Annotated in this window: 16 protein-coding genes; 9 read left to right on the forward strand and 7 right to left on the reverse strand. The window is 65.8% G+C overall.

The window, feature by feature from the left end:
• Positions 1–98 precede the first annotated feature (98 nt).
• Positions 99–1,046 carry an exodeoxyribonuclease III gene (xth, locus tag A9J21_RS05510; RefSeq protein ID WP_066732729.1) on the reverse strand — a complete coding sequence of 316 codons (948 nt, stop codon included), beginning with the start codon at positions 1,044–1,046 and terminating at the stop codon, positions 99–101.
• A 115-nt stretch (positions 1,047–1,161) separates the two neighbouring features.
• Between xth and A9J21_RS05515 the strand changes: the two genes are divergently transcribed.
• From A9J21_RS05515 to A9J21_RS05525, 3 genes are all read left to right on the forward strand, one after another.
• Positions 1,162–3,495: an ATP-dependent DNA helicase gene (locus A9J21_RS05515; RefSeq protein ID WP_066732731.1), complete on the forward strand. Its 2,334-nt coding sequence runs from the start codon at positions 1,162–1,164 to the stop codon at positions 3,493–3,495.
• Positions 3,496–3,577: 82 nt separating this feature from the next.
• On the forward strand, positions 3,578–3,904 hold the full coding sequence (locus tag A9J21_RS05520) for a thioredoxin family protein (RefSeq protein WP_066732733.1): 327 nt from the start codon (positions 3,578–3,580) through the stop codon (positions 3,902–3,904).
• Positions 3,905–4,068: 164 nt separating this feature from the next.
• Positions 4,069–5,019, forward strand: a complete 951-nt coding sequence (locus A9J21_RS05525; protein WP_066732735.1) for an MBL fold metallo-hydrolase — start codon at positions 4,069–4,071, stop codon at positions 5,017–5,019.
• Positions 5,020–5,097: 78 nt separating this feature from the next.
• Here A9J21_RS05525 and A9J21_RS05530 read toward each other — a convergent pair whose 3' ends face one another.
• Positions 5,098–5,655, reverse strand: a complete 558-nt coding sequence (locus tag A9J21_RS05530) for a hypothetical protein (protein ID WP_156545677.1) — start codon at positions 5,653–5,655, stop codon at positions 5,098–5,100.
• A 184-nt stretch (positions 5,656–5,839) separates the two neighbouring features.
• A complete protein-coding gene (locus tag A9J21_RS05535; RefSeq protein WP_066732737.1) occupies positions 5,840–6,313 on the reverse strand; it encodes an Lrp/AsnC family transcriptional regulator in 474 nt (157 codons plus the stop codon).
• Positions 6,314–6,518: 205 nt separating this feature from the next.
• On the opposite strand from A9J21_RS05535, the gene hppD reads away from it, so the two are divergent.
• The 3 genes from hppD to A9J21_RS05550 all read left to right on the forward strand — a co-directional run bounded on the left by hppD (position 6,519) and on the right by A9J21_RS05550 (position 10,438).
• Entirely contained in the window at positions 6,519–7,592 is a 1,074-nt protein-coding gene (hppD, locus tag A9J21_RS05540) for a 4-hydroxyphenylpyruvate dioxygenase (RefSeq protein WP_066732739.1), read from the forward strand.
• 194 nt (positions 7,593–7,786) lie between these two features.
• Positions 7,787–9,175, forward strand: a complete 1,389-nt coding sequence (locus A9J21_RS05545) for an amino acid permease (protein ID WP_066732741.1) — start codon at positions 7,787–7,789, stop codon at positions 9,173–9,175.
• 66 nt (positions 9,176–9,241) lie between these two features.
• Positions 9,242–10,438 (forward strand): amino acid aminotransferase, encoded by a 1,197-nt coding sequence (locus A9J21_RS05550; RefSeq protein ID WP_066732743.1) that lies wholly within the window; start codon positions 9,242–9,244, stop codon positions 10,436–10,438.
• Positions 10,439–10,555: 117 nt separating this feature from the next.
• Here the strand turns inward: A9J21_RS05550 and A9J21_RS05555 are convergent, their stop codons facing one another.
• Positions 10,556–11,311, reverse strand: a complete 756-nt coding sequence (locus A9J21_RS05555) for an SDR family NAD(P)-dependent oxidoreductase (RefSeq protein WP_066732745.1) — start codon at positions 11,309–11,311, stop codon at positions 10,556–10,558.
• 158 nt (positions 11,312–11,469) lie between these two features.
• Here A9J21_RS05555 and A9J21_RS05560 point away from each other — a divergent pair, with 158 nt between their 5' ends.
• A complete protein-coding gene (locus A9J21_RS05560) occupies positions 11,470–12,390 on the forward strand; it encodes a LysR family transcriptional regulator (protein WP_066732747.1) in 921 nt (306 codons plus the stop codon).
• Positions 12,391–12,628: 238 nt separating this feature from the next.
• The gene (locus A9J21_RS05565; RefSeq protein ID WP_231906813.1) at positions 12,629–13,309 is read left to right on the forward strand and encodes a hypothetical protein; all 681 of its coding nucleotides are present in this window, start codon (positions 12,629–12,631) and stop codon (positions 13,307–13,309) included.
• A 31-nt stretch (positions 13,310–13,340) separates the two neighbouring features.
• Here the strand turns inward: A9J21_RS05565 and nfsB are convergent, their stop codons facing one another.
• Positions 13,341–13,994, reverse strand: coding sequence for an oxygen-insensitive NAD(P)H nitroreductase (nfsB, locus tag A9J21_RS05570; protein WP_066732783.1), 654 nt, complete (start codon positions 13,992–13,994; stop codon positions 13,341–13,343).
• A gap of 112 nt (positions 13,995–14,106) precedes the next feature.
• On the opposite strand from nfsB, the gene A9J21_RS05575 reads away from it, so the two are divergent.
• Positions 14,107–15,039, forward strand: coding sequence for a LysR family transcriptional regulator (locus A9J21_RS05575; protein ID WP_066732751.1), 933 nt, complete (start codon positions 14,107–14,109; stop codon positions 15,037–15,039).
• A 28-nt stretch (positions 15,040–15,067) separates the two neighbouring features.
• On the opposite strand, the gene A9J21_RS05580 is transcribed toward A9J21_RS05575, so the two are convergent.
• Positions 15,068–16,492, reverse strand: a complete 1,425-nt coding sequence (locus A9J21_RS05580) for a heavy metal sensor histidine kinase (protein ID WP_066732753.1) — start codon at positions 16,490–16,492, stop codon at positions 15,068–15,070.
• The gene (locus A9J21_RS05585; RefSeq protein ID WP_066732755.1) at positions 16,489–17,163 is read right to left on the reverse strand and encodes a heavy metal response regulator transcription factor; all 675 of its coding nucleotides are present in this window, start codon (positions 17,161–17,163) and stop codon (positions 16,489–16,491) included. Before A9J21_RS05585 ends, A9J21_RS05580 begins: the two co-directional genes overlap by 4 nt.
• Between the last annotated feature and the right edge of the window lie 71 nt (positions 17,164–17,234).

Raw genomic sequence — 17,234 nt, forward strand, 5'->3', positions numbered from 1 at the left:
GCGCCCCGGTTCAGGCGCCCGACGCCCGCCGTCCGCTCTCACGACGGGCGTCATCCGTTTCTCCGACGCCGGGGTCGTCCCCCGGCGATTTTTTTTGTTTACGCGGCGGTCTTCCTTGCCGCCACCCTGGTTGCCGGCTTCTTGCCCGCAGCCACCTTCTTTGCGGCCACCTTCTTTCCGGCCACCTTCTTTGCTGCCACTTTCTTCGTAGCGGCTTTCCTCGTCGCCACCTTCTTCGCCGCCACCTTCTTCCCTGCCGGCGCCTCCCCGGCGGCTTCGATCACCACCCACGCTGGCGCATGATCGCTGGCCTTCTCCTCGCCCCGCACCCATTTGTCGACGCCCGCATCGCGCATGCGCAGCCCGGGGCTCAGCAGCAGGTGGTCGATCCGCAGTCCGGAGTTGGTTTGCCAGTGCTGCCGGAAGTAATCCCAGAACGTGTAGATCTTCTCGTCGGGAAAGCGTGCGCGCAGCGCATCGGTCCAGCCCTGCGCCAGCAGGCGCCGGTAGCATTCGCGGCTTTCGGGCTGCAGCAGCGCATCCTTGAGCCAAGAGCGCGTGTTGTAGATGTCGTCGTCGGTCGGCACCACGTTGTAGTCGCCCGCAATCACCACCGGATGGCCGCTCTGCAGCAACGTCTGCGCATGGCCGATCAGCCGCTCGAACCACGCCAGCTTGTAATCGAATTTCGGGCCCGGCTGCGGATTGCCGTTGGGCAGGTACAGGCAGGCAATCAGCACGCCCCCGACAGCGGCCTCCAGGTAGCGGCTCTGCGTGTCGTCGTCGCCGCCCGGCAGGCCACGCCGCACCTCTACGGGATCTGCGCCCCGGGCCAGTATTGCCACGCCGTTCCACGATTTCTGGCCGTGCCAGATCGCCCCATATCCGGCGGCATGAATCTCGTCGATTGGAAACCCCTCGTCCACCGCCTTCAGTTCCTGCAGGCAGGCCACATCGGGCGCCTCGCGTTCGAGCCAGGCCAGCAACGCCTGCAGGCGGGTGCGCACGCCATTGATATTGAAGGTGGCGATCTTGAGCGGATGCATCGGAACGTTCTCCTTTCGGGCCGTTTTCCATCTTAGATTCCCGCGCCGGGATTTCCTGTCGGTGTCCGATCACTGTATATTCATACAGTCCCGCAATTTCCACCTCATTTGCGTCTTGTCCGCCACACCCGACCAACCGCCCCGCTATACCGTCGCCGTGCGCACCCTGTGCGAGTTCACGGCCAAGGCGGGCGACCTCGACCTGCGCTTCACGCCGTCGCCCACCGGGCAGGAGGGCGTGGCCGGGCATGGCGTGGTGACCAGCCGGCGCGGGCCCGGCTATGAGGCCGAGGTGGCGCTGTCGGGGGATTTCGAAGGCCTGCGCGTGCGCGGGCGGGCCGATGGCTACAACCCCGTGACCAACCGGGTCGAGGAAATCAAGACGGTGCGCGGCCAGAAGGTGGAGATTCCGCAGAACCACCAGGCATTGCACTGGGCCCAGGCCAAGATCTATGGCTGGCTGCTGTGCCAGTCGCGCGAGCTGAAGCAGATCGATGTGGCACTGGTCTACTTCGATATCGTCAGCCAGCAGGAACGCGTGCTCAGGGAGCGCTTCGACGCGCAGGCGCTGCGCGAGTTCTTCGAGGATAGCTGCCGCCGCTTCATGCACTGGGCCGAACGCGAGGCCGCCCATCGCAGCGGCCGCGACGCAGGGCTGGCGGCGCTGGCCTTTCCGCACGGCACATTCCGCGAAGGCCAGCGCCTGCTGGCGGAATCGGTCTACAAGGCCAACGCGTTGGCGCGCACGCTGCTGGCGCAGGCGCCAACCGGCATCGGCAAGTCGATCGGCACGGTGTTTCCGGCGCTCAAGGCCATGCCGACCCAGCGCATCGACAAGGTGTTCTTCCTGTCGGCGCGATCCACGGGCCGTGCCGTGGCACTGCACGCCACGCGGCAGCTCAGGCAGAACGCCGCCGAGACACCGCTGCGCGTGCTGGAGCTGACCGCACGTGACAAGGCCTGCGAACATCCCGAGCTGGCCTGCCACGGCGAATCTTGCCCGCTGGCGCAAGGCTTCTACGACCGCCTGCCCGCTGCCCGCGATGCCGCCAGCCGCGCACCGCTGCTGGACCGCGCCACCACGCGCGAGATTGCCCGCGCGCACCAGGTCTGCCCCTACTACCTGGCCCAGGAAATGATCCGCTGGAGCGATCTGGTGGTGGGCGACTACAACTATTACTTCGATCGCAGCGCGCTGCTGTACATGCTGACCGCGATGAACGAGTGGCGTGTCAGCGTGCTGGTGGACGAGGCGCACAACCTGGTGGACCGGGGCCGCGCGATGTACACGTCCACGCTTGACCACGCGGCGTTCCGTGGCGTGCGGCTGGCCGCGCCCGGCGCGCTGAAGCGGCCGATGGACCGCGTCTACCGCCAGTGGAATGCGCTGGCAAAGTCCGGCGATGCCGCGTACGAAACGCGCGGCGAGGAGCCCGCTGCCTTCGTCGAGGCGCTGGTCCAGCTTTGCACGGCCATCATCGACGACATGAGCGAGCATCCGCAGCGGCACGACGCCGCGCTGGAGCGCTTCTACTTCGATGCCATGCACTTCCTGCGGCTGGCCGAGCAGATGACCGAGTACGGCGGCAAGCATTCGCTGTTCGACATCACGCGCACGCCGCGCAAGCGGGGCAGCTTCGACGCCGACCTGTGCGTGCGCAACCTGCTGCCGGCCCCGTACCTGGCGCCGCGCTTTGCCGGCACGCATTCGACCACGCTGTTTTCGGCCACGCTGCAGCCGGCCGACTACTACCACAACCTGCTGGGGCTGCCCGCCAGCACGGTGTCGGTGGAAGTGCCATCGCCATTCCACGCCGCGCAGCTCGACGTTCACGTGGCACGTCATATCTCCACGCGCTACGCCCAGCGCCAGCGCTCGCTGCCCGCCATCGTGCAGCTGATGGCCGACCAGTTTGCACGCCGTCCCGGCAACTACCTGGCGTTCTTCAGCAGCCACGACTACCTGCAGCAGGCCGCCGCGCTACTGGCCGAACACCATCCCGACATTCCGATCTGGTCACAGGCGCGCGGCATGACCGAGGCGGGCCAGGCGGCATTCCTGGACGCCTTCGCGCCCGGCGGCCAGGGCATCGGCTTCGCGGTGCTCGGCGGGGTGTTTTCCGAGGGTGTGGATTTGCCCGGCGACCGCCTGATCGGTGCCTTCGTGGCGACGCTGGGCCTGCCGCAGATCAATCCGGTGAACGAACAGCTGCGCGACCGCATGGAGACCGTCTTCGGGCAGGGCTACGACTACGCCTACCTGTATCCCGGCCTGCGCAAGGTGGTGCAGGCCGCGGGCCGCGTGATCCGCACCCAGCAGGACCGCGGCGTGGTCTGGCTGATCGACGACCGCTATGCGCGCGCCGAAGTGCAGGCGCTATTGCCGGCATGGTGGGAAATTCTTACCGGCCCGCCGGCGCACGTGCGTGCGCTGTCGCTGGCAGAATGACGGTTACGCCGCTGGCGCGGAAATCGCGTGGCAGGGCATCAGACCATCACCAGACCACCATGTATCGACGGAGCCCCGACCGATGAGCATGACCCACACCTTTGCCACGACAGAACCGTCGCGCGACGAGATCGACGCACTGCGCGGCGCCACCATCCTGGAGTTCGGCACGCCCTGGTGCGGCTTCTGCCAGCGCGCCCAGCCGTTGATTGAATCGGCGTTCGGCCAGCACCCCGGCATCGACCATATCAAGGTGGAAGATGGCAGCGGCCGCCCGCTGGGCCGATCGTTCCGCGTGAAGCTCTGGCCCACGCTGGTGTTCCTGCGCGACGGCCAGGAAGTGGCGCGCCTGGTGCGTCCGAACGACACCCGGGACATTACCGAGGCCATGCGGAAGATCGACCAGTGATTTCCCGCCGCGCGCGCCTGGCGTTCGCTTTGTCCCACTGAACGTTCCATTCGTGCCTTGATGATGTGCAAAGGGCGGCGCTAAGGTTGTGCCTGCCCTGCTGGCTGTTTGCCGAGTGCAATACCTCGGCGTGACGGCCCATCAAAACATCAAGGAGACAACGCGTGTTCCAGCCCCAACGCCGCAAGGTGCTTGGCCTGGGCGTGGCCGCCGTCGGCGCCGCCCTGCTGCCCCAGATTCCGTTTGCACAACCGGCCGCCAAGTCTGGCGGCACCCGCCTGATCCTCCTCGGCACCAAAGGCGGCCCGCGCGTGGGCGGGTCGCGTTCCAACCCGGCCAACCTGCTGCTGATCAACGGCGTGCCCTACGTGATCGACTGCGGCACCGGCGTGTCGCGTCAGATGGTCAATGCCGGCGTGCCGCTGTCGGCGCTGCGCTACGTGTTTATCAGCCACCATCATTCGGACCACGACCTCGAATACGGCAACCTGATCTACAACGCCTGGGCCACGGGCCTGAACCAGACCGTGCATGCCTACGGGCCCAGCGGCACGGCCGAGATGACGCGCACCTACTGGGCGCTGAACCGCTTCGACATCGACACGCGCATCGCCGACGAAGGCCGCCCCGATATCCGCAAGCTGGTAGAGGCCACCGATATCACCGGCAACGGCGTGGTGCTGCAGAACGCCGACGTCAAGGTCACGGCATTCCGCACACCGCACCCGCCCATCGTGGACAACTTCGCCTACAGGTTCGAAACCGCCGACCGCACCATCGTGTTTTCCAGCGACACCGCCTACAACCCGAAACTGGCCGAATTCGCCAAGGGCGCTGACGTGCTGGTGCACGAGGCCATGTACGGCCCCGGCATCGACGCCCTGGTCTCACGCGTTGCCAACGGTGCCACCATCAAGAAACACTTCCTGGAAAGCCACACGCTGACCGAGGACGTCGGCCGCATCGCCGCGGCGGCAGGCGTAAAGACGCTGGTACTCAGCCATTTCGTACCGGGCGACGACGACCGCATCACCGACGAGATGTGGGCCGCCGACGTCCGCAAGCACTTCAACGGGCGGATCGTGGTGGGGAAGGATTTGATGGAGGTGCGGTAGGCTTTGACAGCCAACCCAATGGATCGACAACAATCAGCCCGCACTATGGCGGGCTGCTTTTACTCGCCAACCGCAAAATCAATCTGGCTTGAATCCCTTGAACGTCTTGGTGTCCGCTACGGCATAGTAAAGCTGTATGCCCTTTCCCTTGGCAGGCGCAAATCGACCGATATACCCGGCCATCACGAACGCCGCAGAGCCCTGCCCGGTCGATTCCACTACACATACGTACCGGCTTGTTCCCTGTGTCACGACGCCATAACCAGCGCGCAAGGGGACTTCCAAAGGTGCCGGCTTCCATCGCGTAAGTGGAATGGCCGTCCGGATATACCCGCGACGTCTGTCTACAAATACATAGTCGTTATCCCCGCCCTTGCTGACGGCGTATCCGACGCGGACACCGGGCAACCGCTCCGGCCAGGTCAAGCGGTAGCCGGGAACGTCCTCAACCACCTGATGGCCGCTCGCCCCCATCACGACAGAAATGCCGGCAGCCGTTGAATACCCGAGCAGGCAACTTTCGATGACAGCTTGCGGCGGCTGCGCGTGGGCAACGGAATAGCAACCGACAAGTAAAAATACAGATGGCGCGAATCGCATTACCTGTGCGCCTTTCCTCTGGAAATCTTCAGCCATTCGCTCCCAAATTTCCAAAATATCGTTCCTCCATGGGCCGCGGTGGATTCGTAAGTGTACGGATACGTTCCTATAACCTTTCGTTCCTGAACGATCTTTCCGCGTCGTCTTTTCTTGACAACGATCCAACAAAACAAAAAGCCCGCACATGGCGGGCTTTTCACTCGTTCATCCGCAACCCTGCTCACAAATCCAGCGGCATCGCGCTCGTACACTTGATCTCGTCCAGGCACACGCTTGACTTCACGCCGCTCACGCCGGGGATGCGCATCAGGGTGTCGAGCAGGAAGTCCGACAGCGACTTCAGGTCCTTTGCCACCACCTTCAGCACGTAGTCGATGTCGCCGGTGACCGAAAAGCACTCCTGGATCTGCGCCAGTTCGGCCACCAGTCCCTTGAATTTGGACAAATCGCGAATGTGGCCGCGTTCCATCGTCACGTGGATGAAGGCCGTTACGCCAAACCCCAGCGCGGTACTGTCCAGCCGCGCCTCGTAGCGCTTGATGATGCCGCCTTCCTCCAGGCGGCGATGGCGCCGCAATGTCTGGGCGGGCGACAGGTTGATCGCCTCGGACAGTTCCAGGTTCGATGCACGCCCGTGTTCCTGCAGTTCTGCCAGCAAGCGGCGATCGATGCGGTCAAGGTCGGTTTGTTGCATTATCGTTTCCTGAAATGGCGGTTTCACGAAATCTTATCTCATCTTTCAGGGTTTCCCTGCGTGCCTTACGAAATCCTATTTAGCGAGGCGGGTTCTACAATTTCCTCACGTTGTGCAGCGCGCCAGGCGTCTCCCACGCCACTCGCCCTGCTGCCTCACCGAAATAATATTTCCATTCCCCCTCTCGCCCCCGAGCGCTCCGATCATGGCCGACCTGTTTGAAAACCCGATGCAACTGATGGGCTTCGAGTTCGTTGAATTCGCCTCGCCCACGCCCAACGTGCTGGAACCGCTGTTCGAGAAGATGGGCTTCACGCTGGTGGCCCGTCACCGTTCGAAGGATGTGGTGCTGTATCGCCAGGGCGACATCAACTTCATCGTCAACAACGAGCCGCACAGCGAAGCCGCCTATTTCGCCGCCGAGCACGGCCCCAGCGCCTGCGGCATGGCCTTCCGCGTCAAGGATTCGCACAAGGCGTACAACCGCGCGCTGATGCTGGGCGCCCAGCCGATCGAGATCGCCACGGGCCCGATGGAACTGCGCCTGCCGGCCATCAAGGGCATCGGCGGCGCGCCGCTGTACCTGATCGACCGCTTCGAGGACGGCAAGTCGATCTATGACATCGATTTCGAATATATCGAGGGCGTGGACCGCCACCCGAAGGGCCACGGCCTCAAGCTGATCGACCACCTGACGCACAACGTCTACCGTGGCCGCATGGCTTACTGGGCTAACTTCTACGAACGCCTGTTCAATTTCCGCGAAATCCGCTATTTCGATATCCAGGGCGAGTACACGGGCCTGACCTCGAAGGCGATGACCGCGCCGGACGGCAAGATCCGCATTCCGCTGAACGAGGAATCGTCGAAGGGCGCCGGCCAGATCGAGGAGTTCCTGATGGCGTTCAACGGCGAAGGCATCCAGCACATCGCCTTCTCGGTGGACAACCTGCTCGAAGTCATCGACAGCCTGCAACTGGCTGGCGTCGAGCTGATGACCGCACCGAACGACTATTACTACCAGGCCCTGGACACGCGCCTGCCCGGCCACGGCCAGCCGGTGGACCAGCTCAAGGCCCGCGGCATCCTGCTCGACGGCACCACCGAAGGCGGCCGTCCGCGCCTGCTGCTGCAGATCTTCTCCAAGACGGTGCTCGGCCCGGTGTTCTTCGAATACATCCAGCGCTCCGGCGACGACGGCTTCGGCGAAGGCAACTTCAAGGCGCTGTTCGAGTCACTCGAACGCGACCAGATCGAACGCGGCACGCTGAAGGTGTGACGCATCCGGCCCGGCACTGATCCGGGCTGGCCCATTTCCCCTGCTTTTCCAAGCGTGTGCCGGTAAACTCTCGGGTTTTCGCCGGCGCGCACCCCTGCGTCCGGCGTTACCCGCGCCGGCGCTTTTTTCAAAGCGCCCAACCCCAAAGAGGCGCGCCGCCATTCCACAAGAATGGGTAGAGGATAGACAACTCCATGCATGCTCCTGACAGCCAAGGCACGCTCAAGCGTGGCCTGAAGAATCGCCATATCCAGCTGATTGCGCTGGGCGGCGCCATCGGCACCGGCCTGTTCCTGGGCATTGCCCAGACCATCAAGCTGGCTGGGCCCTCCGTGCTGCTGGGCTACGCGCTGGCCGGCATCGTCGCTTTCTTCATCATGCGCCAGCTGGGCGAGATGGTCGTCGACGAACCGGTGGCGGGCTCGTTCAGCTACTTTGCCAACAAGTATTGCGGCCACTTTGCCGGCTTCATGTCCGGCTGGAACTACTGGGTGCTGTACATCCTGGTCAGCATGGCCGAACTGTCGGCCGTGGGCATCTACGTCCAGTACTGGTGGCCCGGCATCCCCACGTGGGTCTCCGCCCTGGGCTTCTTCGTCGTCATCAACGCCATCAACCTGGCCAGCGTGAAGTCGTTCGGCGAGATGGAGTTCTGGTTCTCGATCATCAAGGTCGCGGCCATCGTCGGCATGATCGGCTTTGGCGGCTACATGCTGGGCACCGGCACTGCAGGCCCCGAGGCCAGCGTCGCCAACCTGTGGCAGCACGGCGGCTTCTTCCCGAACGGGCTGGGCGGACTGGTGATGGCGATGGCCGTGATCATGTTCTCGTTCGGCGGCCTCGAACTGGTGGGCATTACCGCCGCCGAAGCCGACAACCCGGGCAAGAGCATCCCCAAGGCCACCAACCAGGTGATCTACCGCATCCTGATCTTCTACGTTGGCGCGCTGGCCGTGCTGCTGTCGCTGTACCCGTGGCAGAAGGTGGTCACCGGCGGCAGCCCGTTCGTGCTGATCTTCCATGCGATGAACAGCGATATCGTGGCAACCGTGCTGAACGTGGTGGTGCTGACCGCGGCGCTGTCGGTCTACAACAGCGGCGTCTACTGCAACAGCCGCATGCTGCTGGGCCTGGCGCAACAGGGCAATGCCCCGCGCGCACTGATGAAGGTGAACCGCCGCGGCATTCCGCTGGCCGCGCTGGGCGTATCGGCCCTGGCTACCGGCCTCTGCGTGCTGGTCAACTACTTCATGCCCGGTGAAGCGTTCGAACTGCTGATGGGCCTGGTGGTGTCGGCGCTGATCATCAACTGGGCCATGATCAGCATCATTCACCTGATGTTCCGCCGCGCCAAGCGTGCCGAAGGCAAGACCACGGTGTTCCAGAGCCTGGGCTATCCGCTGACCAACTACGTGACGCTGATCTTCCTGGCCGGCATCCTGGTGGTCATGTTCCTGACGCCCGGCCTGCGCATCTCGGTCTACCTGATTCCGGTCTGGCTGGTCATTCTTGGCGTAAGCTATCGCCTCCGGCAGAAGAACGCCGGTTCGGCCATGCCCGCCGCGAGCGCCCAGATCCAGTAACCTGCCTGTGCGGCCCGTGTGCACCCCGGGCCGCCACCCCCTGAACCCGCAAGCCAGACGCATCCCATGTTCGAACACATCGAAGCCTTTCCCGGTGACCCGATCCTCTCGCTCAACGAGGATTTCCAGCAGGACCCGCGTACCAACAAGGTGAACCTGAGCATCGGCATCTACTTTGACGACGAAGGCCGCCTGCCGGTCATGCAGGCCGTGGCCGAAGCCGAAGCCGCGCTGCTGTCGGACATGGGCCCGCGCCCCTACCTGCCGATGGCCGGCATTGCCGCCTACCGCCAGGCCGTGCAGGCGCTGGTATTCGGCGAAGACTGCGCCGCCCGCGCCGAAGGCCGCATCGCCACGCTGCAGACGCTGGGCGGCTCGGGCGCGCTGCGCGTGGGCGCCGACTTCCTGAAGCGCTACTTCCCGACCGCGGAAATGTGGATCAGCGATCCCAGCTGGGAAAACCACCGCGTGGTGTTCGAGCGCGCCGGTTTCAAGGTCAACACCTATCCGTACTACGACGCCGAGACCGGTGGCCTGAAGTTCGACGCGATGCTGGCGGCCATCGAAGCCATTCCGCAGGGCGGTATCGTGCTGCTGCACGCCTGCTGCCACAACCCGACCGGCGTGGACCTGAACGATGACCAGTGGCGCCAGGTGATCGGCGTGCTGAAGGCCCGCAAGCTGCTGCCGTTCGTCGACATGGCCTACCAGGGCTTTGGCTCGGGCCTGGACGACGACGCCTTTGCCGTGCGCGAACTGGCCCGCCAGAACGTGCCCGCACTGGTGGCCAACTCGTTCTCGAAGAATTTCTCGCTGTATGGCGAGCGTTGCGGTGGCCTGAGCGTGATCTGCCAGAGCGCCGACGAAGCCGGCCGCGTGCTGGGCCAGCTGACCGGCGCCGTGCGCGCCAACTACAGCAACCCGCCCACCCACGGCGCCCGCGTGGTGGCACGCGTGCTGACCACCCCTGCGCTGCGCCAGAGCTGGGAAACGGAGCTGGCGGCCATGTGCCAGCGCATCACGCGCATGCGCCAGGCCATCCACGACCAGCTGCGCGAGCATGTCAGCGGCGAGAAGCTGTCGCGTTACGTCAAGCAGCGCGGCATGTTCACGTACACCGGCCTGTCGGCCGACCAGGTGGACCGCCTGAAAAACGAACACGGTGTCTATGTGCTGCGCTCGGGCCGCATGTGCGTGGCCGGCCTGAACGAACGCAATGTCGGCGTGGTGGCGAATGCCATCGGCCAGGTGCTGAAGGGCTGAGGGCCGCCCCACCTCGACGCACCCTGGCGTTCCAGGCAAACAGCCACCCTCGTGGTGGCTGTTTTTTTTGCCCGGACAACACCGTCCGAACATTGCCGTCCGAACGATGCCGGCCGTTCAGACCTGCGCCTGCCCGCCGTCGGCGGCAATCTCGGCGCCATTGATAAAGCTCGAATCGTCGGAAGCCAGGAACGTCACCACGCGGGCGATTTCCTCCGGTGCGCCCAGCCGGCCCATCGGCACCAGCGAAGCCAGGTAGCCCAGCAAGCCGTCCTGCGCCGCCTTGGTCTCGCCGCCCAGTTCGGCCAGGCCCACCGTATGCGTGGAACCCGGGCTCACCACGTTCACGCGGATACCGCGATCCTTCAGGTCCAGCACCCAGCTACGTGCCAGGCCGCGCACCGCCGCCTTCGAGGCGCTGTAGATGCTGAATGCCTGCGTGCCCGTCGATCCGGCAATCGAGCCGGTCAGGATGATCGAACCGCCCGCGCCCATCAGCGGCAGCGCCTTCTGCACCGTGAACACCACGGCGCGGACATTGCGATTGAACGTATCGTCGAAATGCTGCGCGGTGATCTCGCCCAGCGGAGCCATGGTGCCGCCGCCCGCGTTGGCGAACAGCACGTCCAGGCGCCCGTCGGCCTCGCGGATCGTCTTGACCAGCGCATCAAGGTCTGCCTCGCGGGTGACATCGCCCTGCACGCCCACCGCGCCGTGGCCGATGGCTTCCACGGCCTTGTCGAGTTCCGCCGTGCGGCGCCCCGTCACGTATACCTTCGCGCCTTCGCGGGCCAGGTCTTTTGCGGCGGCCAGTCCGATGCCGCTCGTGCCGCCGGTTACCAGGGCGATCTTGCCTTCCAGTCGCTTGCTCATGATGTTTTCCTTTCGTGTTGATCAGTGGATGGCGCAACTTTAGGCGTTAGCGTTTTTCGAATAAACAGCGCTGAAGTTAAATCATTATTCATATAGATGAATAATCAGGCATACTGCCTGCGGCGCCGTCGCCCTGCCCGCTTTCGTCCCGCTTTCCCATGGATCAACTGCAAGCCCTGCGCGTATTTGTCCGCATCGCCGAATCCGGCGGCTTCAGCAAGGCCGCCGACACGCTCAACATTCCGCGCCCCACCGTCACCAAGCTGATCCAGGACCTGGAATCGCACCTGCGCATCAAGCTGTTCCAGCGGTCCACCCGCAAGGTGGTGGTCACCGACGAGGGCCAGGCGTACTACCACCGGGCGGTCAAGGTGCTGGCCGATGTGGACGAAATGGATACGCTGTTTGCCGATGCGCGTGGTGCGCCGCGCGGGCGCCTGCGGGTGGATATCGGATCGTCGCTGGCCAACCTGATCCTGCTGCCGGGCCTGCCGTCCTTCCGCGCCAGATATCCCGAGATCCAGCTCGAAGTGGGCGTCGGCGACCGCCATGTCGACCTGATCGGCGACGCCGTCGATTGCGTGATCCGGGGCGGCGACCTGACCGATACGTCGCTGATTGCCCGGCACATCGCCAGCCTGGACTGGGGCACCTACGCGGCGGCACAGTACGTGGCCGCGCGAGGCACGCCAGCGCACCCGACCGCGCTGCAGACCGATCACGACGTGGCGGGCTATTTCTCGTCGCTCACGGGCCGCGTGATGCCGCTGCTGTTCGAGCGCGAAGGCGAGCGCATCGACGTGGACGTGCGCAGCCGGCATGGCGTGTTCGTCAACGAGAGCACGGCCCATCTGACGGCCCTGGTCAGCGGCCTGGGCGTGGGCCAGACCTTCGGCTTCATGGCCCGGCCACACCTCGATGCCGGCACGCTGGTCCGCGTGCTGCCCGAATGGAGCCGGCCGCTGCATCCGCTGCACATCGTGTTCCACCCGTCCAGGAACCAGAGCGCAAGGCTGCGCGCGTTCGTGGACTGGGTGATTGAACTGTTCGCGCCGTACGACTGCTCGCCCAGGCGCTAGGCTTCTGCGTCGGGGCGCCCCGCCAGACGCCACAGCAGCATCAGGACCGCCAGTACCAGCGCAGGACTGCAGCAACAAGCGCCCTGACCTGCCCGAACGGCTGCCGCTGAACCCGTACGACCGCGACACGTTCTTCGGCGGTACCGGGTGGGCCGGCGTTACACTGCCGGCCATGCCAGACGACCGCCATCAATCTCCCTCGCCCAGCCTGACCTCCTGTTTCTGGAGCGGCGATGCCATGCGCAGCCGGCGCGTGAGCGAGGTGGTCCTGTCGGATGTGGTGGACATCCCCGCCCCGCCGGGCCGGCTTTTGGCGGACTGGGCACGAGAAATTGCGTTGCAGATGACGCTGGAGCCAGGCGACGTCGAGGTCATGCCGCTGGCGCGTGCGCGGATGCGCTGGCCCGACTACGCGCGCTGCGTGCGGGCCATGGCCGACTGGACGGCAGCACTGGGGCTGCCCGGCCTGCTGGCCGAAAGCGATGTCGCGCTGATGGTGTGCCGTGGCGCCCGGTATCACCATGACGGCGACCAGTATGGCGGTGCGGCCTTCTGCAACCTGTTCCTGAGCGAAGACAAGGGGCAGGACGTGTATTTTCCGTCGCTGGACCGGCGCATTCCGCTGCGTCGCGGCACGGTGCTGCTGTTCGATACCTGCCAGCCGCACGGCGTGGTGCCGCGCGGCGCGCATCGTTTCGATCCGGCTGACTTCCCGGCAGGGCGGGACGACACGCAGTTGTTCCTGACCTGGGAACTGCCCGTGGAGGATGCCCGGGTCGCCAGCGCGCTACGCGTGGCGTTCGACCATGACCGGGCAGCCGCCGCACAGGTCCAGGAAGAACAGGTGCGGCGCGACGGGCAGAGAGTCTGGGTCTGCCCGTCCACCGGCAAATGGCAGGCCGCCGATCCGCAGGCCTGACTTTTACCCGGGCGGCCTCGCCGGCTTCGACTCAGATGTGCGTGAACACTGCCTCCTTCGGCAGGCGCGACTTCGGCAGACCGGCATTGAAGTCCTTTTCGCTGCGGCGGCCCAGCGACACCAGCACCACGCCGGTCAGGCCGCGTTCACGCAGGTTCAGCGCGGTGTCCAGCGCGCCGGCGTCGAAGCCTTCCATCGGCGTGGCGTCGATGCCAAGCATGGCCGCGCCCAGCAGCAGGCCGCCCAGCGCCAGGTAGACCTGCTTTTCCATCCATTGCGGCACATCGCGCAGCGTATAGCGGTGCAGGTCCACGTACGAGCGGCGGCTCTTGTCCTGGCCCTCGCGGGCGCCCTCCACCTTGAAGCGGCCGTCGCTTTCCTCCTGGGCCAGCACGGCGCGCAGGTGGGCTTCGTCCAGGTCGGCGCGCATGCACAGCGCGATCACGTGCGACGCATCGACGATCTTCGGGTGGTTATACGAAAACGTGCCGGTCGCCGCCCTGGCGATGGTCTCGCGGCCCTCGGGCGTCGACGCCACCACGAAGTGCCACGGCTGCGAGTTGACCGACGACGGGCTGTTGTGCAGCCACGCCAGCAGCATGTCGATCTGTTCCTGCGGCAGGGTCTGCCCGCCTTCGTAGGCCTTGACGGTATGGCGGGACAGGACGGCGTCGGTGAGATTCATGGTGGGCTCCGGGTTCATGGATTGGAAAAGGGGCTATGCGTCGCATTATCGTCGCTGCGTTATCCCCGAAAAACTGGGAAAATCCGGCAGGACTTTCACTACCAGAGTGAAAATGATCAGACTCGACGACCTGCAACTCTTCGTACGTACCGCCGCCCTGGGCAGTTTCTCGAACGCGGCCCGCGAGGCCGACCTGCTGCCCGGCCAGGTCAGCGCGGCCATCCAGAGACTGGAAAAGGAACTCGATATCCGCCTGTTTGCGCGGTCCACCCGCAGCCTGCGGCTCACCGCCGAGGGCGAGCAGTACCTGCCCTGCGCCAACGAGGTGCTGGCCATGCTGGCCGAAGGCCGGGAGCGCCTGCACGGCGAGCAGCGCGCGCTGCAAGGCACGCTGAAGATCGCCGCGCCGTCGGACCTGGGCCGCAATGTGCTGCTGCCGCTGCTGACCGCGTTCCGGGAATCCCATCCGAAGCTGGTGCTGAAGCTGTCGCTATCCGACCAGATCACCGACGTGTTCCGCGATCCGGTGGATATCGCCATCCGCTATGGCCTGAACGAAGGCGCCACCTACGTGGCCCTGCCGCTGGCACCGGACAATCGGCGCGTGCTGGTGGCATCGCCGGACTACCTCGAACGTCACGGACGGCCCGCCACGCTCGACGATCTGCCTGCGCATCAATGCCTGCCCTACGTGCTGGGTGGCCGCGTCCACGACCGCTGGAGCTTTCCGGTGGCGGGCACCCGGCGGCTGATCACCGTCAAGGGGTCGCTGCTGTGCGACGACGCCGAGATCGCCCGGCGCTGGGCGCTGGACGGGCGCGGCATCGCCTACAAGTCATGGCTCGACGTCTGCGAAGACGTCGCCCACGGCAGGCTGGAACTGCTGGTGCCGGACCAGCCCGGCGAGCCGGTGCCGCTGAACCTGGTGTGCCCGCATCGCAGGCAGTTCTCGCCCGCGGTCAGGTACCTGCACGCGGCGCTGCGCGAACACCTGTCGGCCATGAGTGCGCGGATGCCGCCCCATTTGCGCCAGCCGGCTGCCTAGGCGCGCCCGGAGCCGGAACCCGCCCCCCTCAGCGGCCGGGAAACACCAGCCGGAACGTGGTCAGGCCATCGGGCACCGACTCCACCTGCACCGCTCCCTGGTGCAGTTCCATGATGGTCTTCACGATTGCCAGCCCGATACCCGACGATTCACCGGAATTGGCGCGGGCCGGGTCGCCACGGAAAAAGCGGTCGAACAGCCGTGGCAGGTGCCCGGGCGCAATGCCGGGCCCAGGGTTGACCACTTCGATCACGACCGTGCCGGCCTCGTGCCGGCTCCTGAGCGCAATCACCGCCGATTCGGGCGAATAGTGGACGGCGTTCGACAGCAGGTTGCCCAGCGCGCGCCGGAACAGCGTGGCATCGGCGTAAAGCGTGCCCTGCGCCTCCACGTGGATGGCAATGCCGCGCGCATCGGCCAGCAACTCGAAATAGTCGGCCTGGCGGGCCAGTTCGGTCCGCAGGTCAAGCTCCGCGCGGTGCATCGCCACCTGTGCATTGTCGGCGCGCGCCAGGAACAGCATGTTCTCGATCATGCGCGACAGCCGCTCGTATTCCTCGACGTTCGAAGCCAGCAGCGCCTGGTATTCGTCCACCGACCGCTCGCTCGACAGCGCCACCTGCGTCTGACCCAGCAGGTTGCCGATCGGGGTGCGGAAATCATGGGCCAGGTCGGCCGAGAACTGCGACAGGCGCTCGTAGCGCTCGCGCAGGCGGTCGATCATCCGCTGCAGCGAGCGGGCCAGTTCGTCGAGTTCCGCCGGCAGCCGCGACGGATCGACCGGCAGCACGCCGCTGGCAAACGTCACCGACGCCGTGCCGGCGGCGATGCGGCGCAGCGGTGCCATGCCCGCGTGCAGCGCCGCGTAGCCGAGCAAACCCGCGCCCAGCGCACCCAGACACACGGCAATGGACAGCTTCAGCCGATAGTCGCGCAACAGCACCACGCGCGACGCGGCCACCTGATGAATCTCGACCCGCACCGTCTGCGCACTGGCGCCCGTGCCCGCCCGTGCCAGCATGGCAACGCCGTGCGCCGGAACGGCGCCGGGCGTCTCCCAGGCCTGGATGGCCGCAGCCGATGGCGGCGTGTCGAGGCCAATCGCGGCCAGCGCCGGCATGGCGCCAGGCTGTGCGCCCGCCTGCGTCAGCAGCGCCCCATCGGGTGCCTGCAACCGCAGGCCGAATTCCTCGTTGCCCGCAACAATGCCGCGAATTTCCTGCCAGCGCCCGGCCTGGGCGTCGCCGGCCGGCAGTTCGGCCAGTTCGGCACGCGTTCGCGCCGCCTTGCGCAGCAGTTCGGAATCGTCGCGTTCGATGATCTGCGTCGCCAGCGACCGGTACAGGTACAGGCCCACGCCCGCAAAGGCGCAACCGGCGATCAGCGCAAACGCCACGGCCAGCCGCGCGGTCAGCGAGCGGGGCAGCAGACGGGCAACCCGGCGTGCCGTCACGACGCGCGCAGTTCCAGCACGTAGCCGATGCCGCGCACGCTGTGGATCAGCTTGGGCGCGAAATGGTCGTCCATCTTGGCGCGCAGGCGCCGGATGGCAACATCCACCACATTGGTGTCGCTGTCGAAGTTCATGTCCCAGACGTGCGATGCAATCTGCGTGCGGCTCAGCACCTCGCCGCTGCGCCGCGCCAGGAAATGCAGCAGCGCAAATTCGCGCGGCGTCAGGTCGATGCGCTGGCCGGCGCGCGTCACGCGATGCCGGATCAGGTCGATCTCCAGGTTGCCCACCTCGATGCGGTCGGCCTCGCGCACCGGGCCCCGCCGCAGCAGCGTGCGCACGCGCGCCAGCAGTTCCACAAACGCGAACGGCTTGGCCAGGTAGTCGTCGCCACCCAGCTCCAGCCCGCGCACGCGATCTTCCACCTCGTCGCGCGCGGTCAGGAACAGCACCGGGGTGTCCTTGCGTTCACGCAGCCGGCGCAGCACATCCCAGCCATTCATGCCGGGCAGCATCACGTCGAGGATGATCAGGTCGTAGTCGTCCTCCAGCGCGTGGTGCAGGCCATCGGCCCCAGTACGCGCGAGATCCACCACGAAGGACGACTCTGCCAGCCCCTTGCGCAGGTATTCCCCCGTTTTCGGTTCGTCTTCGACCACCAGGATCTTCATCGCTCCAGTCCTCTGCCATCGGCGGCGCCAATCCGCCGCATTGCCTGCAGGATGGTAGCGAGCGGCGCGGC

It is taken from the genome of Cupriavidus sp. D384 (assembly GCF_001652915.1).
In the GTDB taxonomy this organism is placed as follows: domain Bacteria; phylum Pseudomonadota; class Gammaproteobacteria; order Burkholderiales; family Burkholderiaceae; genus Cupriavidus.